Source organism: Streptomyces sp. CA-250714 (assembly GCF_050936705.1).
GTDB lineage: Bacteria > Actinomycetota > Actinomycetes > Streptomycetales > Streptomycetaceae > Streptomyces.
Map to the genome: position 1 here is coordinate 21,506 of NZ_JBNJMI010000001.1, position 20,962 is coordinate 42,467.

Below are 20,962 nucleotides of genomic sequence, written 5' to 3' on the forward strand. Positions count from 1 at the left end.
AAGGTGCGGAAGGAAAGGAGTTGGGTGCGGCTCTTCTGGAGTGACGAGCCGAACAGTCAAACGCTACGCGGACGCCGCCAAGCCGGAAGACCTCTTCACCGGTCAGCGGCAGGCCCGAGCCTCGGTCCTCGACGAGTACAAGACCTCCCTCGATGACCGCTGGAATGAGGGTGGCACGAATGCCTGGAAACTGTGGGAAGAGATCGTCCCGCTCGGCTATCAGGGCAGCTACCAGCGCGTTCGCGCCTACCTCCGCCAGAAGCGCACCTCGCTGCGGCCCGTGATGGCGCGGCCGCCCTCGCCCCGGGTCGTCGCCAGATGGATCCTTCGCCGCCCGGAAACCCTCACCGAAACCGAACACCTCCACCTGAAGAACGTCCGGGCCAACTACCCCGAGACCGATGCACTCACCAAGCACACCCAGACATTCGCGACCACACTCACCGAGCGCCAAGGCGAGCGGTTCGTTCTCGCCACCGGGATTGGTCACTCCCGAGCCGACCCGGTCACTCAGCATGGCTGCATCACAGAAGCTGACCAACTCGGGCTCTGGCTCAGCTTGTGTGGAAGGTAACTGTGTGACACATCCGGGGTGCATCCATTGAGGTGTCTGGTTATGCGTCGGGGCCACTTTGGCTCCTGCGCCAGCGAATCGCGTGGTATGACCTGAACGCCCAGGGACTGCAGGACGCTCGGGCCAGGGGTGGGAGAGCTGCATGTCAAGGAAAGAGGAACGCTCACACGTGACGATCAGCGTGGTCATCGCAGATGAACAGGAAATGGTCCGGCCGGGGTTCCGGATGGTCCTGGAGGGCCAGAGTGACGTCGAAGTGCTTGACGATGTCGTTGACGGCGCTGCCGCGCTTGATGCCGTCGAGCGTCTTCGCCCCGACGTCCTGCTCCTGGACATCCGGATGCCCAAACTAGATGGGCTGGAGGTGACCCGCCGCTTGGCCGAGCGTGCCGCCGCCCACCCCGTGTACGACCACAAGCCGCACATCGTCATGGTCACCACCTTCGATCTGGATGAATACGTGCATGCCGCGCTGCTCAGCGGCGCTGACGGCTTTCTCCTCAAGGACGCCAGCCCTACATTGCTCGTGGAAGGGGTGCGTTCCGCTGCCGTCGGCGACTCCCTGGTCTCGCCGACGATGACTGTGCGGTTGCTGCGCGAGAGGGCGCCCAAATCTGCCGGCTCCGTGCGCGAGCCCTCTGAGCCGCTCACTGAGGACGAGCAGAAGGTTGTTCGAGCGCTTGCTGCCGGGAGCCCTGACGCGGAGATCGCTCACAAGCTGTCAATCTCCACTGCGGCGCTCAGGACCCACTTGGCCAGCATCAAGGCCAAGCTGAAGACCCGAAACCGCGTGGAGATCGCAGCCTGGGCCTGGGAAAGCGGCCTGGCCACAGACGGCTGAGAAGCCCACGCGATAGGCTCGGGATCAGCCCCTGTTGCCAGGCCTTCGTGAGCCGTTGGGTCATACCAGGAGTACGCGCTTGCGCAGGAGAACGAATCCTGCGCGGCCGAACATCTGGCGCTTGAACATCTTGATCCGGGTTGACATGTCCTTCGAACTACACCTGAGCTCCAGGGCAGGGTGAGGCCGGCGGTGACGGCGTCGCGGTCACGGTCGATGCCGGCGGCGAATGTGTGGAGGCTGGGCAGGTCGTCCTGCCGAACGGCGGTGAGCCAGTCCGGCAGGCGCTTCGCCCTGGGGCTCGGTGAGCATGGTCGCGAAGGAGCGGACGTGCCGGGTGAGGGCGTCCAGTTCGGGGCAATGGGCCCGGACGGTCTTCAGCTGGAGCTGTTCGGTTTCGCCGAGGGTTTCCGGGCGGCGGAGGATCCACCCGGCGACGCCCCGGGGCGAGGGAGGCCGTGCGGTCACGGGTCGCGGTGAGGTGCGCTTATTACGCAAGTAGTCGCGAACGCGCTGGTAGCTGCCCTTGTAGCCGAGCGGGACGATCTCTCCCCAGAGCTTCCAGGCGTTGGTGCAGCCTTCGTTCCAGCGGTCATCGAGGTAGGTCTTGTACTCGTCCAGGACGGAGCCCCGGTTCTGCCACTGGCCGGTGAAGAGGTCTTCCGGCCTGGCGGCGTCGGCATACTTCTTGACGGTGTGGTGGGCCATCCGGAGCTGCCGCTGGATCGCACGGCGGCTGTGGCCTGCCTGCAGCAGCGCCTGGACGGTGGCGTGCGTGGTGCGGGTGTGCTCGGCGAACCTGTGCCCTCGCGGCCACGGCGAGTCGGACACCTCTTCCGATGGGGCCTGGGGCTCGGGCTCAGGTGCTTCGGGGACGAGGACGCGCAGGCATCGGCGGTGCTGTGCGGGTGCGGGGAGCACTCGCCTCGGGTGCCCGGGAGCCAGTGAGCCCTTTCCAACCTGCGGACGAGCAGTGTTGGTTGGTGAGTGCCCCGGTCGCGCGACGTGATGAAGCTTCTGGTAGACGAGTTCACGACCAAGATCACTCGCTGTACCAGGAGCTTCGTCGTGCTTGTCGACCCATCCGGGATCGATCTGTCCAGCTCAGCCCTGCGACACCTGGCCGGTCTGCTGGCCGTCCGCCGCGTGGAGGTAGGGACCCGGTGGCGCAGGCTCCCGGTTGGCCGGCAGGCGCTGCTGGTCCTGGCCCACCTGCGGTGCGGTCACACCTACACGCAGCTCGCGGCGGGCTTCGGAGTTGGCACCACCACCGTCTACCGTTACATCGTCGAAGCCGTTGAGATCCTGGCCGCCCTCGCCCCGGATCTCACGGCGGCATCCCACGCGGCGAAGTGGAAGGCGTTCGTCATCCTCGACGGGACGCTCCTACTCATCGACCGGATCGCCGCCGACCGGCCGTACTACTCCGGCAAGCACCACCGTCACGGCATGAACGTACAGGTCATCGCCGATCCCCTGGGCCGACTGCTGTGGGCCTCACCCGCACTGCCCGGCGCGGTCCACGACATCAAAGCCGCCCGCACCCACGGCATCATCGATGCCCTGACCACCGAGGACATCCCGTGCTGGGCGGACAAGGCATATCAGGGCGCCGGCGGGACGATCCGCGTCCCCTACCGAGGTCGGTGGGGGACGCTTTCCACCGGCCAGCAAGCCCACAACCGCTCCCACGCACGGATACGAGCACTCGGCGAACAGGCCGTCGCCACCCTCAAGTCCTGGCGGCTGCTGCGGAAGCTGCGGTGCAGCACCACCCGAATCACCGACCTGGTCAAAGCCATCCTCACCCTCTACCTGGCAGCCTCAAGCTGAGGTTGGCAAGGGGCTCAGTGCCGCGCTGTCGGTGGCTGCTTCTACTGTTGCCTCATGGGGAACTATTTTCAGACCGTCGTCGACCTCGACGCCACGTATGCGGACGCCCGCACCCTGGCAGACAGCGGACTCGACTGGCTGGTCAGGGAGGGGATCGTTCGGGCCGAGCTCACCGACTGTGTTCTCGGGGCGCCGTTGGGGCATCCGCCCGGTCCCTCCTGGGCCAAGGCGGTCGGTCAGGAGGACTGGGAGCCCAGCGACGGACTCAGGATCGAGACCAGCCGCACCGTATTCAACTGCGGTCAGGGCGAACCCAGGTTCGCGGTGTGCCCCCATTGTGCCGGGCGGGCGGATTTCTACACCGACCGGCTGGAGGAGATCGAGGGTGCGTGGGAACCCTTCGGTGAGGCCATCAGCGTCTGGAGCGACACAGGCAGCGCGGCAGTCGCCTGCCCGCATTGTCGGCGCCCTGGTGACCTGACTGCGTGGACCTGGTCGGATGACTACTTCGCCTTCGGGTATCTCGGTTTCGAGTTCTGGGACTGGCCCGACTTCAGCCCCGGGTTCATCGAAGGTCTCTCCCGCGCGCTCGGGGGGCATCGCACGGTTCTCATGGAAGGCAAACTCTGAGGGAGCCGGAGTTCGTACGTCCTCCCTCCCCCCGCTCAGCCCGGGGGGTGCTCGGAGCATGGCGAACAGGCCGCTGATGCGTTGGCGGGCGAGGCGGAGGAGGGCCTGGATGTGGGTTTAGGCGGGCGCGTTGCTTGTCGTAGTAGGCGCGGAAGGCCGGATTGGTGTTCATACAGGTGAAGATGGAAAGGAACATCGCCTGTTTGAGCTGCCGGTTGCAGCCTCGGGGTCCGTGTTCGCCGTGGATGGAGGCCCCGACGACCTCTTGGTCGGGGCGAGGCCAGCGTAGGAGGCGAGCTGGGCGGCGGTGGGAGGCTGGTCACCGTCGCCGACGGTGACCAGCAGGACGCAGCGGTCCTGACGCCGACGCCGGGTATCGGCGTCAGGACCGGGCGAAGAGGGTGAGCCTCCAGCAGGACGTTGATCTGGGCTTCCAGAGCCCGGCACTGAGCGTTGCATGAAGCGCCTGGTCGGCACGGGTTCACGATGAAGATCACCATCAGGTGCCGTTGCGCGTCCTGCGCGAGGAAGGCGTCTCCTTTCAACGCATAAAGACCTGGAAGAGCTCCCGCGATCCGGACTACGCAGCCAAGAAGGCGCGGGTGGAACACTTGTACGCGATCGCCGACGGCGAGGTCATCCCCGAGGAAGGCGAGCCGGACGTGGTTTTCTGCCTGGATGAGTTCAGCCCGCTAAACCTCCAGCCGAACCCGGGCCGGCAGTGGGCCGAACGCGGCGGCAAGCACAAGGATCCCGATCGCGGGCCCCGTCCGCGGCGACGGGCGACCTACACCCGCCCGCACGGGGTCCGACACCTGTTCGCCGCCTTGGACCTGGCCAAGGACAAGCTCTACGGCCACATCAAGCCGATCAAGAAACGCACCCAGTTCCTGGAGTTCTGCCGATATCTGCGCAGCCTCTACCCGCCCGAGGTCTGTATCGCGATCACCTGTGACAACTTCTCCCCGCACCTGACGACGAAGAAGTGCCAGCGCGTTGACGCCTGGGCGGCGTCAAACAACGTCGAGATCGCCTACACCCCGACCAACAGCTCCTGGCTGAACCGCATAGAAGCCCAGTTCACCGCCCTGCGCTACTTCACCCTCGATGGCACCGACCATGCCAGCCACAAAGAGCAGGGCAGCATGATCCGCCGCTACATCATCTGGCGAAACCGCCACGCCGACGATCAACGCCTACAAGCCGTGGTGGACAGGGCGAACGTTGCCTGATGCGCCATCAGGAGCCGGGTCATGGACAGTGGTGACGATGCCCTTGTGACGGAGCAGATCGCTTACTCGGGGCCCGCGCGGGCGGGTACGACCGGGCCTATGCCCAGTGTTGCTCCGATTCGACGGCCGAGCCGAAACGGTCGGCCGGGCATCCGGCCCGTGGGCGGCGGCTTCGTCGTCGGTACCGCCGGAACCGGCGGCCGCCCTCGGCTGACGGGCCAGAACAGCCGCCAAGCGGCGTGACCGGACGTCCCCGACGCCACCCGGCTCGCGGACAGTTCCCAGACCATCCACGTCACAACCCCGGCGTACGCGGTGGCACGGGGGTGGACTGGATGATGGAGGTAGTGGTCTGCCCGTGGAGGAGGAACCGGTCGAGGACCTCCTCGAACGTGTTGAGGTCGGTTGCATGGACCTTGATCAGGAAGCAGTCTTCACCGGTGATGCGATGACACTCACTAACCTGCGGCAGGCTTCGCGCAAGCTCGGCAATCTTCGGCAACTGCCCCGGGCCGGGGCGGACCCGGACGAAGGCGGCCACGGGATAGCCCAGCGCCGCCGGGTCCACGTCGAGGCGGTAGCCACGGATCACCTGGGTCTCACGCAGCCGCCGTACCCGGTCCCGGGCGGTGGGCACCGAGACCTCGACACGACGGGCCAGCTCCGCTGTGGCCAGCCGGGGGTCTGCGTCGAGCTCGGCCAGGATGGCTCGGTCCACGGCATCCACATCTTCACCTTCGCACTATCGAGAGCCGACTTGCACCATCAATCGTAAAGTATTTGACTGATCTGCTTGCTGCTTCGGGATGGTCCCGATGGTGCTTGCTTGCGATCATCTTCCCTGTGGTCAACTCGCTCTCGCACTTCCGTCCCGGTACCTCACCGTCACGCTTGACCGCTGCTGCCGATCGCGTCCCGTCGTCGGCGTTCTTCGTGACGAGCGCGGTCTTCCATTACCTCGGCCCCGCCTGCGCGGTCCTCCTCTTCGCCCGTATCGACGTGCTGGGCGTGGCCTGGCTGCGAATAGCATCGGCTGCGGTCGTCTTCGCCGCCTGGCGGCGCCCGTGGCGAGTGTGGGGCTCCTCTACCTGGCGGCAGCGTCGGCTGCTGCTGGCCCTTGGCACCGTACTCGGGGTGATGAACAGTGTGTTCTACCTCGCTTTGGATCGGCTGCCGCTCGGCACGGTCGGAGCCATCGAGTTCCTCGGCCCCGTTCTCCTGGCGGCCGTCGGCGTCCGCTCCCGCCGCAACGTGCTCGCGCTACTCCTGGCGGTCACCGGGGTCTATCTGCTCACCGATGTGCACCTCGTCGATGAACCGCTCGGCCTGGCACTCGCCTTCGGCAACTGTGTGCTCTTCACGTTCTACGTGATCCTCGGCCACCGTCTCGCCGAGAACGGCGGTGCGTCGGGCATCGACCGTCTCGGCGCCTCGATGCTGATCGCGATGATCGTGGTCGCCCCCGTCGGGATCACCGACGCCGCCGTCACCGTCACCACACCGGTCCTCCTGGCGGCCGCGTTCGGCGTGGGGATCTGCTCGTCGGTCATCCCCTACGTCTGCGATCAGCTCGCCATGGCCCGCATCTCCCGGGCGGCCTTCGCACTCATGCTGTCCCTGCTCCCCGCCACCGCGGCGATCATCGGCATCATCGTTCTCGCTCAGATCCCCTCCTGGCTCGAAGCCGTCGGCATCGCCCTGGTCATCACCGGAGTCGCGGTCCACCAGGAACGGAGGGAAACCGCATGAAATGCGGGCGTGGTCGGTGCCGTCCTGCGCGAAGTAGCGCGGGACGATGAACTGCGCCTCGGTGCGGTTCGGCCAGGAACTGTTGGTCGGCGTGTAGGCGAGCTCAACGTTGTTGACTGCGGGGGCGCGTCACTCCAACTACAGGGCAAAGGTTCTCTGACGTGGCACTAGAGAGGACGACACGGAAGGAGCACGCTCGGAGTCTTCCTGTCGGAGAAGGTCGGGCCGTTGGCGCGGGCGTAGCGCAGGGTTGGGAGGGTGATGTCGGGCGGGTGGTGGTCGTAGCTTCGCGCAGCCCCTACCGCCTGCTGGTCGTTGGCCGAGGACGCGTTCGTCAGCGACGTCGCCGCAATGGTGATGTCGTCGTCGACAGTGCCCACCTGCGGATTGATCAAGCGCTGACCGCTTGAGCTCGGCGTCGTTTGCCGACACTGGGCGCCCAGAGCACTGTCAATCGCGCACGGGGTTGCGGAGGTCCCGCAAAGCGGAGCCCAGTGCACGCAGCGCCGGCGTCGCGGAGGCGAGTGCGGCACGGTCGTCGGCGGGCAGTGTGGCCAGGGCGTCGGCGAACAGGGCGGCCCAGGCATTTTCAATCCGCGCCATTCCATGCTGGGCATCCAGCGTCGGGTACAGCCGCACGGCCCGGCGGTCCTCCGGGTCGGTCTCGCGGCGGATCAAGCCCTGGGCGACCAGGCCTCGCACGGTTGTACTGGCATTGCTCCCATGCAGCCCGAGTTCGCGCGCAAGGGCGCCCGTTCCTGTGCCCGGGGAATCCAACACATAGCGCAGGACCTCCAGGTCCGACGGCGGTAGCGGAAGCAGTCCCGCCTCATCGACCCCTCGCAGCCGCAGGACTCGCGCGAGGGCATAGATCGCGGGGGTCAGCTGCCTGGCTTCGCGCAGCAGCGCCTGTTCGTCGAGTTCGGCATCGCGCTTTGTCACCTTCCCATTCTAGCTTTTGCTATAGCTATATAGCTATAGTCAATCCGCCTGCTGTCCCTTCATTCCCCGGAGCGACCATGACCTCCCATGCCCCTGCCCACGTCGGCCGGTCGGTGCCGAAGCCAGCACCCCCGTCCCCGCCGGGCCGCCTCACCGCGGCCCTCGCTCTGCTGTCCTTCGTGATCCCACTGTCCACCGACATGTACCTTCCCGGTTTTCCGGCCATGGCCCGGGACCTGTCCACGGACGCCTCTGGCGTCCAACTCACCCTCACCGCCTTCCTCTTCGGGCTCGCCGCCGGCCAGCTAGTACTCGGTCCCCTCTCCGACCGGTACGGACGTCGGAAGCCGATCCTCGTAGGAACCGGTATCTGCACATTGGTCACGGTGCTGTGCGCCGTCGCCCCCTCGCTCGAGCTCCTGACCGGCCTGCGGTTCCTTATGGGATTCAGCGGGGCTGCAGGTGTAGTCGTCGGCCGGGCCGTGGTCTCAGACGTCGCGTCCGGCACGGCCGCCGCGAGGATCTTCGGCATGCTGATGGCCCTGGGCGGCATCGCCCCCATCGTGGCGCCGCTGGCCGGCGGGGCAATAGTGAACGGCTCCGGCGGATGGCGCACGGTCTTCTGGGTACTGGCTGGCGCGTCCGCGCTCATGTTCCTGGCCGCGTTGCTCCTCGTTCCGGAGAGTCTGCCTGCCGAACGCCGACACGCCGGCGGCATCGGCGCAACGCTCAAGGTCGCCGTCTCGGTCCTGACCGACCGCTTTTACCTCGGCTACACACTTGCCTTCTGCTTCGCCAGTGCCACCCTGTTCTGCTACATCGCCGCTTCCCCCTTCCTGCTGCAAAACGTTCTGGACCTCAGCGTCGGCGAGGCATCCATGGCCTTTACCGTCGGCGCCCTCACCGCCACCGCCTCCAGCGCCGCCGCGACCCGTCTCGTGAGCCGCTACGGCTCTCGGCTCCTGCTGAACATCGGACTGGCCGTGCTGCTGGTGTCGAGCGCCGTCGCCCTGCTCGTCACCGCCACCGGAAATCTCAGTCGGGTGTGGGCCCTGGGCTTGGTCGGCATCGGCTTCCTCGGCCTCGGGCAGGTCTTCGCCACCGCCACCGCACTCGCCCTCGAACGCGTGCCGCACGCGGCCGGTACCGGTTCGGCAGTGCTCGGCACACTGCAAAGCGTCCTGGGCGCGGCCGTCGCTCCCCTGATGGGCATCGCGGGCGGCCACACCGTCATGCCGCTCTTCCTCGGCATGACCGGCTGCGCATTGATTGCCACGCTCGCACTGTGGTTGACCAGGCAAGATCCAAATCTGGCGTGGCAATAGCCATAGCCGCACGAGACAGTTGACAATCGACATATGAACGAGCCACGCCAGCAGACGGCTTTCGCTGCACCACCGGTCTACCCGCTCCGGTGATCCCGGGCCCCGCTGTGCACATCGGGACGACGAACGGTGATCCAGGGCGAGCGTCTCGATCCGGGCACGGTCGGAATCAGCAGGTCGAGCCGCTTGCTCATGCCGAGACGGAAGGTGCCGTACGGGTTGATCACGGCGTCGGAGCTCTCTTGGGCGTCCCCGTTTACCGAGCTGAGACCGCGTCACTTCGGCAAGCTGGTCACCGCGCTGCGACGCGAGAGTGCAGCCAGGGAGCCTGCCGCTGGAAGTCCGCGTGCTTCTGGTTGCCGCCTACTGGCGGACGAACCTGACCCTGTGCCATAGCTGTCCGGGGTGTCCGAGCCGGCCGCCGACCGGTTCGACCGCGCGGCAGGTCGCCGCAGCGGTGGCGCGGCCACCTGCCGCGCTACCGCGTACAACGGCGATGTCGACCGGATGGACACAGGCGGTCGGCCATTGCGTACCGGCGAAGAGCGGCTCGGAGCGCACATCAGCGACTGCGTTCGTGTCGTTCGAGGTGGATGCCGGTGAAGACGGCGACCTTTGCGCGCAGGACCCAGGGGTCGAAGGGCTTGGCGAGGTAGTCCACGGCGCCGGCCGCGTAGCCGCGTGCGAAGTCGCCGGTGCCCATAGCGGTCAGGAAGATGATGGGGATGTCACGGGTACGGCTGCGGCGTTTGATGTGGGCGGCGATCTCGTAGCCGTCCATGCCGGGCATCTGCACATCCAGCAGGATCACGGCGAAGTCGTCGTGGTCCAGCAGCGCCTTGAGCGCCTCCCGTCCGGAGGAGACCGCCACGATCTCCTGGTCGAGGGAGTCGAGGAACGCCTTCATCGCCATACGGTTGTTCTCGTCGTTGTCCACGAGCAGTACCCGCGGCATCCGTCTGGCCTCATGCCCTGGGCCGACAACAGACGGGAAGAGCCCCTCCCCCGCCCCCCTCCCCTCCTTGTTCTTCGGCTTCCGTGACTCCTCCAGGCTGCGCAGCTGCCGCTCCAGCAGCCCGCACCGCTCCTCGGCCTGCGCGCGACGCAGCTCGGTCTCGCGTACCTCCGATTGGAGTCTGCGGACTTCCTCCCGCAGTTCGTCACGTTCGCGCAGGAGACCCTCGAGGTCGGGCGCGGCTTCGCCCAGGGCGTTGGCGCGTGCGCGTTCGGCTCCCCAGTCGGCTTCGAGCTGGTTGAGGCGTACCTCCAGGTCGGCGTGCGGTGCTGACGGCCCAGCATGGGCCTCACCCAGGACATTCTTGTGGCTTCTTGAGACGCGGGATTCGCGGTCGGCCTGGCCAGCTGGCTCTCCAGCACCGCCACCCCATGTTTCGGTGAGGGGGTTGCGCGGACGGCTCGGTGGTGGAGTGTGCGCAGCAGTTCCATGGTCTCGGGTCGTGGCGGCAGCGCCGCGGTCGGTGAACAGGTCGTTGATGACCTCCCAGGGCGGTACGCGGGTGCTATTCAGATAGCGGGAGAAGGTACCGGCGTCCCTCGCGCGGCGGGCGGCGCAGCGGCGGACGGAGACGGCCAGACCGTCGAAGAGTTCCCGCAGCGCTTCCGCCAGTTCCCGGGTCTCTCGCGGCAACTGGTTGGATATGGGCTTGAGGTCACCCAGGGGCACTGCCTTCCGGGCCGTTCCCAGACGCCGAAGGGGGCTGTTCAGGGGCGACGAGCCGGTTGAAGAAGCCGCCCCAGCCCCGCGCTGCCGAAGCCGCACAGCACGCTCTGCGGCGCACCGCTCCCCGCCCAGACCGTCAGTACCGCGGCGGCGAGACCGGCCAACAGCGCAAGTAACAGCAAAACCGTTGCCGGGAAACTGGCAACATCCAGGCAACGCACTTCCTGCCTGCACGCGTAGCGCAGACAGCTCTGAAGCCGCTGGGGCTCTGTACGCGAGAAGGGGTTCTGGCTCAACTTCCGTGATGCCGTCACCTTCCGTCACGGCACGAGGACTCGTTTCCGAAGGAGTTCGAACCAACCAGCCCGGCCGCCACCGCGTACGGACCAGTCCGCCGCATGGGGAATCTGCAGACGTCGCCCGCGTTGCCGTCCCGTTCGGCGCCCCTGTCCGCGTTGCGCTAGAGGAACAAGAATCCGATGGCGAGGGCGGCGATGAGCGTGCCGATGACCGCCGCGAGAGTGAGCTCGGACGCGGTGGCCCGACGCTGGCGCCGTATCCAGAAGAAGAAGAACACCGCGGCCGGGATCGACACCACTGCGCCGGTGACTGCCCCGGGAGAGTAGTCGCCCAGCGCGATCCAGGCGGCCAGGTGGAAGAGGGCGTTGACGGCGAACTGCCACTGGAAGGCGGCGGCCAGCACCACCCAGGCGCCGTGCCGGCCGGCCAGCGCGGCCCGCCAGGAGACGATGAGCACCAGCAGCATCAGCGGGATGTGGTACGCGGCGAACATGCCGGTGGTCTCCGGACCGAAGTGCTCCGAAGCCCATGCAGCGAACCCCTGTAGCTCCTCAAGGGTGTGCAGTACGTAGACCAGGTAGGGCAGCAGGAACGGCGCAGCGGCTAGCCAAGGCGTGGGGCGCAGGTCGGCTGCGGGGCGGGTGAGCGGGGTGGCCACGTAGATACCTCCGGGGGGTTCTCGGGTGTCCGCTAGAATATGAGGGATCCCTCGCTTTCGGTACTCGCCTTCGGAGGCCCCGATGTCCCGCTCGTCATCTGGGTATCGGCCCAGGAAGACACCGGTCCAGCAGCGTGCCTGGCGCACCAGGGAGCGGATCCTGGCCGGTGCGGCTCGCGTTTTCGCCGAGCACGGCTACGCCGCCGGAACCACGGACCGGATCGCCGCGGTGGCCGGGCTGTCGGTCGGATCGCTCTACCAGTACTTCCCCAACAAGGACGCCATCCTCGTGGTGCTCGCCCAGGCGCACCTTGAGCAGACCGCCGAGGCGGTACGAGCGAGCCTGAGCCAACCCCGGCCGGCGCAGGAGTGGCTGCCGGAACTGACCTCTGCAGTGGTCCGGCTGCATGCCGAGAACCCACGGCTGCACCAAGTGCTGTTCGAGGAAGCCCCTCGGCCGCCCCAACTGCTGGCCCGCTTCCGGCAGGTGGAGCAGGACGCAGTGGAAGCCGCCGCCGCGCTGCTGCGCTCCGACCCCGAGGTGCACCTCGACCGGCCAGAGCTGGCCGCCCGCATGGTGCTGGCCACCGTCGAGTCACTGACCCACCGCTTCACCAGCCGCAGCCACCACCTCGACACCGCCCACCTGACCAACCAGATCGTGACAATGACCACCGCATATCTGCAGACCTGCCGAACCCCTCAATAGAGCCTCGGCCCGGCCCCGACGTCATCACCTGTCGGGGCCTACTTCTCGGAGGCTGTCGCGGGCATAAGCCGTCACTCAGCGTGTGCGCTTCACGGAAGTTGAGCCAGAGCCGTCAGTCGGCCCCAGCATGACGGCCCGAACTGGGACCGCTTCGTGAAGATCAATGACGGTGCGAAGCAGCGCCACCGCGAGGCACAGCACAAGTCGTTGGTTGCGCAAGGTCAGGCGCGGTTCCAGTTCCCGCAGTGCGTGGGCGAGGGGTTGGAGATCCGGCGGACGCAGACCATGAGTTGGTCGTGCTTGTTGTAGAGGATGCCGGTGCGTGCCGCGTAGTCGCCGTCCGACGTCGCGTAGACCTTCATCCAGTCGGCGAACCCGTACTTGTCGCTGACCAGCGCGATTTCCGTGTCCTTGCGGGAGGTGCGGACGAATCCGAAGGTCTTGATGGCCTCGCCTTCGTCTATGCGGATGCGCATGACCGCCTTGGTGTGGTTGCCGACCTTGACGGTGGTTCCGGGGACATCGGGTCCGGCGCCGGGGTATTCGTGGTCGTCGTAACTGGCCTTGGCTTTGAGGTGGAGGTCAGGGTAGTTGTCGATCTTGCCCAGGCCGGTACCGTTCTGCCGGTGGCCGCCGGCGTCCTCGCGGAGCCACGCCCCGCACTTCCGTTCGTCGGGGTCCACGATGCAGCCCCGGATGGAGGTGTTGCGGTTGTCCAGGACCCCGGTCTCGATCTCCTCGCCCCACTCTTCGGATTCCTTCTTACCCCAGCACTTCTGGCCGCTCTTCTTGTCCTCGATGTAGAACTTCACATGGGGTCCACCGGCGGTCAGGACGCCGTAGGTGTCCTCCCGCAGGTAGTGCTGCTGCCACATCTGCAGCTTGGAGTCCTCGACTTCCGGGTTGTACTTCTTCTCATCGGGATAGAGCTTGTCGCTGCCCCAGTCGAAGCCTTCGTCATCGCAGCTATTTCGCGGCTCGGGCGCCGCAGGCTGCCCGGTAGCGGAGCCGCCGGTTGCGGCCAGTACGCCTGCCGCTAGAAGCAGCGAGGCGAAGCCGATTGTGGCCGCGCGGTTCTTTCCCATCGAAATCCCCCGTCCGCTGTCGTCCCGTCCGGGCAGCGGGAGTACGCATAGCTCGGTGCTGCGGAGCCCTGCAATGCTGCCGGGGGTGATGCTCCTCGCCCTCACGCGCCACCGGAAGGTGTTTCGGGGCTGCCCGAAACACAGAGACCCGTGACGGCTTCCGTCCCTCACGACCTTGTCATTCGCCCTCCCCACCCCCGTGTGCCGTGTGAGGGGTGCATCGAGTGCTCGTGCCAGTACATGCCCGGCCGGTGCCAGCCGTGCGATGAGGCTGACCGTGCTGAGGCGCGCCTGTCGCCAGGACGTGGCCCGCTGGAAGGCACAGCGGGAGGCCGGTGCCACCTATGCCAAGGGCCGAAGCGGGACCCGGTTGCACCGCTGGGTTGTCGGAGGTACGCGATCTGGGGCGGTTCATCTTCCATCCGCGGCTGCCGGAGCTGTACACCGCGGAGGAGCTGCGGCCGAAGGGCTGCCGCACCAGGCGCTGTGCCATCTGCGGCCCCGACCCGCTGTAGGCCCCGGGGGCCCGAGCTGTGCGGGGTGCCCGGTTGCGGTGTCAGAACAACAGGCGATCGGTGACCGTGACTGTGGGGTGGGTCTGTACGCGCAGTTCTCCGCTGCATTCACCCATGCCAAAACGGGTGACCAGGCACTTTCTCTCCGGGGCGGCCCGGATGATCAGTTCGGTGGCGCTCTCGCGGAACAGGTCGAGGACTGTCGCTCCTGTGCTGTTGGTCCACTGCAGGCGGACGGATCTGTCCAGCGGGCTGTAGACGAAGGTGAGGTGTTCGCCGCCCGCGTAGGAACGTGGGCATCGTCGGATCACCTCCGCGCGGGCGGAGAGCACCATACCGACAGGGTGCGCGGGCCCCGAAGGACCGGATCACCTCCGCGCGGGCGGAGAGCACCACGAGCAGGGGGCCGAGCTGGCGTTGCTGCACGGATCACCTCCTCGCGGGCGGAGAGCACTGCCCGGAACTTCAACAGCCGGGGCAGGTCCGCGGATCACCTCCGCGCGGGCGGAGAGCACGGTTCTCCGCCGTGCGGGGCAGTGTCCCGTGGCGGATCACCTCCGCGCGGGCGGAGAGCACGCGCTCGGCGGCAAGGGCGAGCCGGTAGGCGTCGGATCACCTCCGCGCGGGCGGAGAGCACGCTTCCCGACCTGGGGTTCAGGGGGGCGGTTTGCTGGTTCTTTACCGCCGGGCTTGGTGGGTTGGTGGCTTGCATGCGGATGAGGGTAAGGCCGTCGAAGTCTTGTGGGATGCGGCGGCGTTGGCCTGCGGTGCGGAGGGTGAAGCCTTGTTCGTTGGGTGCGGGGTGGATGAGGACGGCTGCGCCGTCGCCGACGACGGCGGAGGCTGCTTCCCATAGTTGGTCGCGTACGCGGGCGGAGACGGTGCCGACGAAGATGCCAGGGACGACTTCGATGGTCCAGCGGCTGAGGGCGCCGCGGAGGGAGTCGGGGACTGCGGTGGTGGCCAGGACGGTCATGGCGGGCATGTCAGTCCGCTCCTGCGTAGTTGGTTCCGGCGGGCACGGTGCCCGTCTTGGGGTCCCACAGGTCGACGAGCGGTACGTCGGTGCGTTCAGTGCCCTCCTCGTCCCATTCGGACTCGGGGTCGAGAAGGGCTTGGACGTCTTTGACGATGTTCGGCAGGAGTTTGATCAGCCGCATCTGATCGCGCAGTTGTCTGCGGGCGTCGCTTTCGGGGTTGGTGCTGGCGTGGAGGGAGAAGGCGAGGGGGATGGTGGTGCGGGCTTTGTAGAGGTCGGCGATGTCGTAGACGAAGGAGTGCTGTTTGCCGGTGTGGACGAAGCCGAGGGCTGGTGAGCAGCCCATGGCGAGGACGGCGGCGTGGACGACGCCGTAGAGGCTGGTGTTGGCGGCGGAGAGGGCCTGGTTGACGGGGTCTTGGTCGTGCCAGTTGCGGGGGTCGTAGTTGCGGCGGAAGCGGCCGATGCGGTGCTGGTCGGCGAAGATTTTGTAGAGCGCTTTCATGCGCTGGCCTTCCAGGCCGCGTAGCTGCTGGAGGGTGGTGCCTGGTGGGACGTCCTGGCCGAAGCGCATCTGGTACATGCGTGTGGCCACTTCCAGGCGGCGTTGTTCGTTGGCCCAGGCGCGGGTTTGGTGTTCGAGCCAGGTGGTGGTCAGGGAGTCGGGCAGGATGCCGGCGTAGGCGCGGACGGCTCCGGCTCCGCTGATGACGACGGTGGTGCCGTGCCGGGCCAGGGTGGCCAGTGCCCGGGCGGTGATGGAGGTGCCGGGTCCCAGCAGGAGGCAGGAGAGGGAGGCGGTGGGGATGTAGACGGTGTCGGTGCCGCGGGTGGTGTCGATCTGGGCGCACACGCCGGTGTCGTCCTGGACGATGCGGGCGATGTCCACGTAGAGGAAGGACAGGGAGTCGGCGACGGCGGGCAGCATGGTGAGGGTCGGCCGTGCCAGCCGCGCCGCCCCGTTCGCGGAGGAGGACGGGGCGGGCGTCATGAGCGTGGTGCGGGGGCGAGGCTGAGGAGTCCGGCGCCGTAGGAGCGGCCTTTGCCGATGCCGGCGAGGACTGCGGTGATCACCGCTTGCAGGTCGGTGACGGTGGCTTGTCCGTCGAAGCGGTTGACGGCGTGTGCCATGCCGGGCTCGGCACGGCTGCGGAGGGTGGACAGGTGGGTGGGCTGGATGGTCAGCAGGTTCAGCCCGGCGGTTTCGGCGCGGCGGTGCCACCAGTCGGCTGCCTCCTGTCCGCTGAGTGCTTTGAGTTTGCCGCGTGTGCGTCCTTTGGCGGCTTCTTCGGGTGTGGGGCGCAGCCGTTTGCAGGTGTTGGCGGCGATGCGGTAGCGCACCTGCATGCCCTCGCTCAACGCGTGGAACATCGGGGTCAGGTCGCGGACCTGGGCCTGTCCGTAGCCGTCGGGGAGGCGACCTGGGTCGGGGGTGGTGCGGGACTGGGCCAGCACGACGGGTCCGGTGTCGGTCTCATCCAGGCGGAAGAGGAGCCCGCTGTCGGCGCGGGCGCTGTCCCCCAGGTGGTCGGGCATCAGCCGCATGAGGGTCTTGTGGAGCTGGCCGGCGTCGGCGAGGTCGCGTCGCACCCGGCCGTTGCGGGGGTTGAGGTGGATGCGGGTGAGGTAGGCGGTGGGCGTCACGCCGGTTCCTCCTTCGCGCAGGCTGCCAGGGCGTAGTCGATCAGCGCCCGGGAAGAGGGACGGGGCGCGTACAAGGTGGCGGGGAGCTCTTCGGTGGTGCGCCACAGGGGGCGGCTGCTGAAGCGGCGGTCGCCTGGGGTGAAGCTGAGCGGTACGTCGGTGGTCTCGTATCGCTGCGCGGTGGCCATGCCTTCGGGCGGGGTGTCCCAGATGAAGTCGACCGGCACGGTTTTGCGTCCCGGTGCGGGCTGGTGGCTCGAACTGAGCGGAACTCGCTCGGTCAGCTCGCGGACGGGATCCTCGACATCGGTGCGTAGCAGCAGGGGTTCGTCGGGCACGCAGGCGCGGCGGCCGAGGCCGGGGGCCCATACCGGGGTCTCCAGCGCGTCGGTGATCTGGGCGATGAGCCGGTCGGGGCCGGTGACGGCGACGACGAAGACGGCGTCGGAGAGGTAGTGCCGGCGTGAGACGAGGGCGGTGTCGCGGCGTTTGCCCTCGCTGGTGGGCAGACCGTGGGAGGCGGGCAGTCCGCCTCCCACGGTGTGGAAGTCCTCGATCAGGCGGCCGGGACGGTCGATGCGGACCGTGAACCCCAACGGACCGTAGGGGTCCAGGTTCTCGTCGCGGCGCCGTCCTTGGGCGGCGGCGAACATGCCGATCAGTCCGGAGCGGGTGGGGAAGGGCAGGGTGTCGCGGTTGCCGAAGACCGAGCGTTCCCCCCAGGACTGCAAGGGCCCGGCCAGGCGCAGGAGCATGCTGGTCACGCCGCACCCTTCGGCGTGAGCGCAGCGGTCACCAGGGCATCGATGAGGTCCGGGAAGCTGTCATGACGCGGCCCCAGGTTGGCGAGTTCCTCGGTATCCACGCCGGCGTGGCCGTGCGCGAGCCGCCGCTTGCCTGCGGTCAGGCGCTCGACGTCTCCGGCGTAGGCGGACAGCGCCTGACGGGAGGGGGCACCCAGGCCCTGGGCGCCGCCGCGGACGGGCTTCTCGAACGCGGGGGCCAGGGAGATCGGCCGGCGGGAGCGGACCGCGCCGTAGAGGAGGTCGGGGATGGTGTGCGGGGCGGTGCTGTTCTTCTTCGCCTGCGGCAGCGACATCACAAACGCCTCAACGAACAGGCCCAGCAGGTGCCTGCCGCGCTCCAGATCCCCGTCGAGGTTGGTCAGGAGGTCTTCGACGTTGACGGTGGCGAACCGGTAGAAGGTGCCCGCGCTGTACTCGGCGGTCTGCATATGGCCGCTGCCGGTCTGCTCTTCGGGCAGCCAGTCGTCGACGGCGGTGAAGAAGTCCGGCTGCGGGTCGGTGCCGCTGGTGGTGAACGCGTGGGCGACCTGCACCGCCCCGTCCACCCTCCCGCCGGGCAGCTCCGCCAGCATCCGGCCGAACAAGTCGATGCTCGCCGTGCGGCCCTTGAGCAGCTCCGCGATACGCGCGGTGGGCAGCACCGCATCAGGCTTCTTCTTGCCCTGCTTGGCCTTCCCTGCTGCTTCGAGAGCCGTCTCCAGAGCCTCGCGGTGCTCACGGCAGACGGCCGCCAGCTCGCCGATCGCGGCCTGCGGCACGTAGAGCAGGACAGCCGTCTGCCCGTCCTCCACCTTCAGCCCTTCCTTGCCCGCCGAGCGGGCCACCTGCTCACCGGCGAAGGCCGCCAGCTCCTGTGGCCAGCCTTCCGCGGTCAGGGCCTCGGTGACCTTCGCCGGCACCAGACGGGTGCGCTTGGCGTACTCCCCCAGCTGCTCCTCGACCTCGTGGCGGATCTCCCGCTTCCACGCCTGGCTGGACGCCCGGGTGCGGTCGGCATCTCCATAACGCACGGTCTTGGGGATGCCCAGCTCGTCACGGTTGAGGTTGGCGAACGGAATGGACTGCAGCACGTGCAGATCCAGGTAACGGGCCATCAGAAGAGCTCACTTTCATTCTCGGAAGAGGAAGAGGGGTGTAGCGCGGCGGCAGATCAGGCTTCGTCGGCAGAGGGATGCAGAGTGCGGTAGAAGGTCTGCAGCCAGCGCGTGGCGACCTCATCCCGCGACCACTCCCATGCGGCCAGGTCATCCAGGAGCACCGCCCAGTCCACCGCGATACCGCGGCTGCGCAGGTAGCGGGTCAGCTCCGGCAGGCGAGTGTGGAGGGTGTAGCTGCTGGAGCGGGTCAGAAGGTGCAGGCGCTTCTCGGTGGTGTCCTGATTGAGGGCCTGCTTGCCCGGCAGCCGCACGCCGCGTGCCAGCGCTGCGCCCAGATTCGCCTTCCGGCACCTGTCCCACCAGACCTGGTCACCATCCGGTGCGGCTGCGGATTCCCGGCCTTGTCCGGTGGATGTGGCGTCGGCGGCTTCGGCTTCCGAATCCGGGCTGGTGTCCTCTTCGTCGGCCACGGGGTCCTCGTCAGCAGCGGTGGGCTGCCGCGAGCTGTCGGCGATCAGCGCGGCGACGGTGTAGTAGGGCTGCTGCCGCGCATAAGACCATTTCTCGGAGACATGGCGGGCCAGGTAGCGGTGCATGCGCCCGCACTTGGTGACCGGCTGCCGCACGCCGCTCCTCAAGGCCGCCCTGGCACCGGTGTCCGAGCGGCACAAGGCGTCCATGTCTGCGACGAACTGGTCCAAGCGCTGCCACCGCTTCTCACTCGGCCGCGTGAGGGAAGGGGATGTCACAGGGTCTCCTTGCTCTGCTTGTGCAGGACGGCCAGGGCGTGGCTGATGGCCCGGGCCTGCTTCCAGCCGCGTTCGGCACCGCCCACCGCAGCGCGCAGCGCCTCGGCCGCCACCTGCACGAAGACGCCTCGCGGGTCCTTCTCGGTCCGCAGCAGATCCCAGAACGCCGTCTCGGCCCGCGGCCAGTACTCGGTCAGTGCAAGCTGCCGCCACGGGCCCGGGTTCTTCCGGTCGATCTTGACCTGCTTGCCCTCCTCCGGCGGCGGAGAGACCGACTCGGCCCAGGCCAGCATGGCGGCGAACTCCAGCAGCCTGCTGTGCCTCTCCACACATTCCCTGCAGGCAGCGATCCGGCGAGCCTTGGAGAGGTCCTGCTCTTCCAGCCAGTCCAGCAGCGGCGGGCTGGTGGCGGAGAACCAGGCTCTGTCCACCTGCTGCCCGTCCTGCACGAACCCGTAGGCGCGCACCCGCACATGAGGCCGCAGCCTGGCCGGGACGACAGCCAGGTCGTCACAGATCAGCGGACGCGATGTCCCCGCCGTACGGTCGCTCTTGAGCAGCAGCGCATCCAGATCCCGCCACAGCGCCCTATCCGCCCTCGCCTCCCGCGCGTACCGGCTCCCCTGCTGCGAGGTATCCGTGATCACGTAAGGGTCGACTGTCTCCAGCGGCGCCTGCCGGCTCGCCCACGTCTGATACGCGTCCCGCACGCCCTGCCCGTCCTCGGAGGGCACCAGCAGCATCGCGTGCCGCGAACGGCCCGCCAGCAGCCGCCCCGGCCACGTCACCGGCGGCAGCCCGCGCTGCGGATCCGGCGCCTGGGCCTCCTCCCATGGGGCCGCATCCGGCACTTCCTCATCGGTATCGCGCGGTCTGGGGATGCCCAGCAGCAGCGTCTCGAACAGGTTCCGCCCCACCGGATGGAACGAGACCGTCTTCCGCAGTGGGCCCGCCGTCGTGTTCGCGTCCGACTTGCCCGCTACGGTGCGCGCCGTGCACCGCCCCGACGGCCCGTAGTAGTGCTGGGCGATCACATGCCACAACGCCTCCGGCACCGACAGCGCAGAAGACGCCACATCAGAGGACGGGCCCCACCACACCGGGTTGTTGCCCGCCGCACGCCCGAAAACGATCTTGTTGGTCCCCGACGTCTTCGCGCACTGCTGCGCCAGCAACGCGTCCTGCAGAAAAGGCCGCTGTCCGCCGAAGACGAAGAACCGGTCAGCCAGATCCTCGCGTTCGAAGTAGCCGTTGACCGCCTCCTGATCGAAGGCTTCCGCTGCCAGGGCAGCGTTGCGGTCCTTGAGCCACTCGACCGCCTCGCGGTCCTCCTCCGGATCGGCCAGGCCCGCAATCCGCGCCGCCATCACCACCAGGATCCGCAACAGACCCGAAGCGGCAGGCGGAACCGGGATGGCGAGCTCCACGATCTCGTGGGCCCGCACGAACAACTCCCGCAGCCCCACCATCTGCGTCCCGTCAGCCGTGCGCACCAGGACCCACGGCTCCTCGCGCACATCCCAAAACGGGCTGTCCACCACTCGCTACTCCTCCCCTGGCCAGGCAGAACCGAAGCGCCGCACCCACACCCGCAACAACGCACGGCGCGACGC

20 protein-coding genes, 6 pseudogenes and 1 CRISPR repeat array are annotated in these 20,962 nt (G+C 67.8%); of the genes and pseudogenes, 10 read left to right on the forward strand and 16 right to left on the reverse strand.

Annotated elements, in window-relative coordinates; all coding sequences use genetic code 11:
• Nucleotides 1–40: 40 nt before the first annotated feature.
• Together ACQEU8_RS00175 and ACQEU8_RS00180 are read left to right on the forward strand one after the other, a co-directional pair.
• Nucleotides 41–574, forward strand: a complete 534-nt coding sequence (locus tag ACQEU8_RS00175) for a hypothetical protein (RefSeq protein WP_433095638.1) — start codon at nt 41–43, stop codon at nt 572–574.
• Nucleotides 575–743: 169 nt separating this feature from the next.
• A complete protein-coding gene (locus ACQEU8_RS00180) occupies nt 744–1,415 on the forward strand; it encodes a response regulator (RefSeq protein WP_433095639.1) in 672 nt (223 codons plus the stop codon).
• A 207-nt stretch (nt 1,416–1,622) separates the two neighbouring features.
• Here ACQEU8_RS00180 and ACQEU8_RS00185 read toward each other — a convergent pair whose 3' ends face one another.
• Entirely contained in the window at nt 1,623–2,246 is a 624-nt protein-coding gene (locus ACQEU8_RS00185) for a hypothetical protein (protein WP_433095640.1), read from the reverse strand.
• A gap of 237 nt (nt 2,247–2,483) precedes the next feature.
• Between ACQEU8_RS00185 and ACQEU8_RS00190 the strand changes: the two genes are divergently transcribed.
• Complete coding sequence (locus ACQEU8_RS00190) at nt 2,484–3,248, forward strand: transposase family protein (protein ID WP_433095641.1); 765 nt, start codon at nt 2,484–2,486, stop codon at nt 3,246–3,248.
• 54 nt (nt 3,249–3,302) lie between these two features.
• The gene (locus ACQEU8_RS00195) at nt 3,303–3,878 is read left to right on the forward strand and encodes a hypothetical protein (RefSeq protein ID WP_433095642.1); all 576 of its coding nucleotides are present in this window, start codon (nt 3,303–3,305) and stop codon (nt 3,876–3,878) included.
• Here ACQEU8_RS00195 and ACQEU8_RS00200 read toward each other — a convergent pair.
• Nucleotides 3,867–4,327, reverse strand: a pseudogene (locus tag ACQEU8_RS00200) (transposase); the annotation flags it as partial. The gene ACQEU8_RS00195 and the pseudogene ACQEU8_RS00200 overlap by 12 nt on opposite strands.
• 66 nt (nt 4,328–4,393) lie before the next feature.
• Between ACQEU8_RS00200 and ACQEU8_RS00205 the strand changes: the two are divergent.
• Nucleotides 4,394–5,110, forward strand: a pseudogene (locus ACQEU8_RS00205) (transposase); the annotation flags it as partial.
• A gap of 295 nt (nt 5,111–5,405) precedes the next feature.
• Here ACQEU8_RS00205 and ACQEU8_RS00210 read toward each other — a convergent pair.
• On the reverse strand, nt 5,406–5,828 hold the full coding sequence (locus ACQEU8_RS00210; RefSeq protein ID WP_433095643.1) for an Lrp/AsnC family transcriptional regulator: 423 nt from the start codon (nt 5,826–5,828) through the stop codon (nt 5,406–5,408).
• Between the two features lie 173 nt (nt 5,829–6,001).
• Here ACQEU8_RS00210 and ACQEU8_RS00215 point away from each other — a divergent pair, with 173 nt between their 5' ends.
• Nucleotides 6,002–6,859 carry an EamA family transporter gene (locus ACQEU8_RS00215; protein ID WP_433095644.1) on the forward strand — a complete coding sequence of 286 codons (858 nt, stop codon included), beginning with the start codon at nt 6,002–6,004 and terminating at the stop codon, nt 6,857–6,859.
• Nucleotides 6,860–6,865: 6 nt separating this feature from the next.
• Here the strand turns inward: ACQEU8_RS00215 and ACQEU8_RS00220 are convergent.
• From ACQEU8_RS00220 to ACQEU8_RS00230, 3 genes and pseudogenes are all read right to left on the reverse strand, one after another.
• Nucleotides 6,866–6,979: pseudogene (locus ACQEU8_RS00220) on the reverse strand (IS630 family transposase); the annotation flags it as partial.
• A gap of 47 nt (nt 6,980–7,026) precedes the next feature.
• A complete protein-coding gene (locus ACQEU8_RS00225) occupies nt 7,027–7,254 on the reverse strand; it encodes a hypothetical protein (RefSeq protein ID WP_433095645.1) in 228 nt (75 codons plus the stop codon).
• 55 nt (nt 7,255–7,309) lie between these two features.
• Nucleotides 7,310–7,801, reverse strand: coding sequence for a MarR family winged helix-turn-helix transcriptional regulator (locus ACQEU8_RS00230; protein ID WP_433095646.1), 492 nt, complete (start codon nt 7,799–7,801; stop codon nt 7,310–7,312).
• 77 nt (nt 7,802–7,878) lie between these two features.
• On the opposite strand from ACQEU8_RS00230, the gene ACQEU8_RS00235 reads away from it, so the two are divergent.
• The gene (locus tag ACQEU8_RS00235; RefSeq protein WP_433095647.1) at nt 7,879–9,126 is read left to right on the forward strand and encodes a multidrug effflux MFS transporter; all 1,248 of its coding nucleotides are present in this window, start codon (nt 7,879–7,881) and stop codon (nt 9,124–9,126) included.
• Nucleotides 9,127–9,318: 192 nt separating this feature from the next.
• Nucleotides 9,319–9,529, forward strand: a pseudogene (locus ACQEU8_RS00240) (hypothetical protein); the annotation flags it as partial.
• 159 nt (nt 9,530–9,688) lie between these two features.
• Here ACQEU8_RS00240 and ACQEU8_RS00245 read toward each other — a convergent pair.
• Nucleotides 9,689–10,804, reverse strand: a pseudogene (locus ACQEU8_RS00245) (response regulator).
• 463 nt (nt 10,805–11,267) lie between these two features.
• A complete protein-coding gene (locus ACQEU8_RS00250) occupies nt 11,268–11,765 on the reverse strand; it encodes an HXXEE domain-containing protein (RefSeq protein ID WP_433095648.1) in 498 nt (165 codons plus the stop codon).
• An 82-nt stretch (nt 11,766–11,847) separates the two neighbouring features.
• Here ACQEU8_RS00250 and ACQEU8_RS00255 point away from each other — a divergent pair, with 82 nt between their 5' ends.
• Complete coding sequence (locus tag ACQEU8_RS00255; protein ID WP_433095649.1) at nt 11,848–12,474, forward strand: TetR/AcrR family transcriptional regulator; 627 nt, start codon at nt 11,848–11,850, stop codon at nt 12,472–12,474.
• Between the two features lie 221 nt (nt 12,475–12,695).
• On the opposite strand, the gene ACQEU8_RS00260 is transcribed toward ACQEU8_RS00255, so the two are convergent.
• Entirely contained in the window at nt 12,696–13,559 is an 864-nt protein-coding gene (locus tag ACQEU8_RS00260; RefSeq protein ID WP_433095650.1) for a hypothetical protein, read from the reverse strand.
• Between the two features lie 383 nt (nt 13,560–13,942).
• Here ACQEU8_RS00260 and ACQEU8_RS00265 point away from each other — a divergent pair, with 383 nt between their 5' ends.
• The gene (locus tag ACQEU8_RS00265; RefSeq protein WP_433095651.1) at nt 13,943–14,074 is read left to right on the forward strand and encodes a hypothetical protein; all 132 of its coding nucleotides are present in this window, start codon (nt 13,943–13,945) and stop codon (nt 14,072–14,074) included.
• Nucleotides 14,075–14,377: 303 nt separating this feature from the next.
• A CRISPR array of direct repeats spans nt 14,378–14,713; the repeat unit is 31 nt; unit sequence CGGATCACCTCCGCGCGGGCGGAGAGCACGC.
• Nucleotides 14,714–14,774: 61 nt separating this feature from the next.
• On the opposite strand, the pseudogene cas2e reads toward ACQEU8_RS00265, so the two are convergent.
• The 7 genes and pseudogenes from cas2e to casA all read right to left on the reverse strand — a co-directional run.
• A pseudogene (gene cas2e, locus ACQEU8_RS00270) lies at nt 14,775–15,059 on the reverse strand (type I-E CRISPR-associated endoribonuclease Cas2e); the annotation flags it as partial.
• Nucleotide 15,060: 1 nt separating this feature from the next.
• Nucleotides 15,061–15,981 carry a type I-E CRISPR-associated endonuclease Cas1e gene (gene cas1e, locus ACQEU8_RS00275; protein ID WP_433102068.1) on the reverse strand — a complete coding sequence of 307 codons (921 nt, stop codon included), beginning with the start codon at nt 15,979–15,981 and terminating at the stop codon, nt 15,061–15,063.
• Between the two features lie 59 nt (nt 15,982–16,040).
• A complete protein-coding gene (gene cas6e / locus ACQEU8_RS00280; protein WP_433095652.1) occupies nt 16,041–16,697 on the reverse strand; it encodes a type I-E CRISPR-associated protein Cas6/Cse3/CasE in 657 nt (218 codons plus the stop codon).
• A complete protein-coding gene (gene cas5e, locus ACQEU8_RS00285) occupies nt 16,694–17,452 on the reverse strand; it encodes a type I-E CRISPR-associated protein Cas5/CasD (RefSeq protein WP_433102070.1) in 759 nt (252 codons plus the stop codon). Before cas5e ends, cas6e begins: the two co-directional genes overlap by 4 nt.
• Nucleotides 17,453–17,457: 5 nt before the next feature.
• The gene (gene cas7e, locus ACQEU8_RS00290; protein ID WP_433095653.1) at nt 17,458–18,597 is read right to left on the reverse strand and encodes a type I-E CRISPR-associated protein Cas7/Cse4/CasC; all 1,140 of its coding nucleotides are present in this window, start codon (nt 18,595–18,597) and stop codon (nt 17,458–17,460) included.
• Between the two features lie 56 nt (nt 18,598–18,653).
• The gene (gene casB / locus ACQEU8_RS00295) at nt 18,654–19,349 is read right to left on the reverse strand and encodes a type I-E CRISPR-associated protein Cse2/CasB (RefSeq protein ID WP_433095654.1); all 696 of its coding nucleotides are present in this window, start codon (nt 19,347–19,349) and stop codon (nt 18,654–18,656) included.
• On the reverse strand, nt 19,346–20,887 hold the full coding sequence (casA, locus tag ACQEU8_RS00300) for a type I-E CRISPR-associated protein Cse1/CasA (RefSeq protein ID WP_433095655.1): 1,542 nt from the start codon (nt 20,885–20,887) through the stop codon (nt 19,346–19,348). The genes casB and casA overlap by 4 nt, the downstream gene beginning before the upstream one ends.
• Nucleotides 20,888–20,962: the final 75 nt, after the last annotated feature.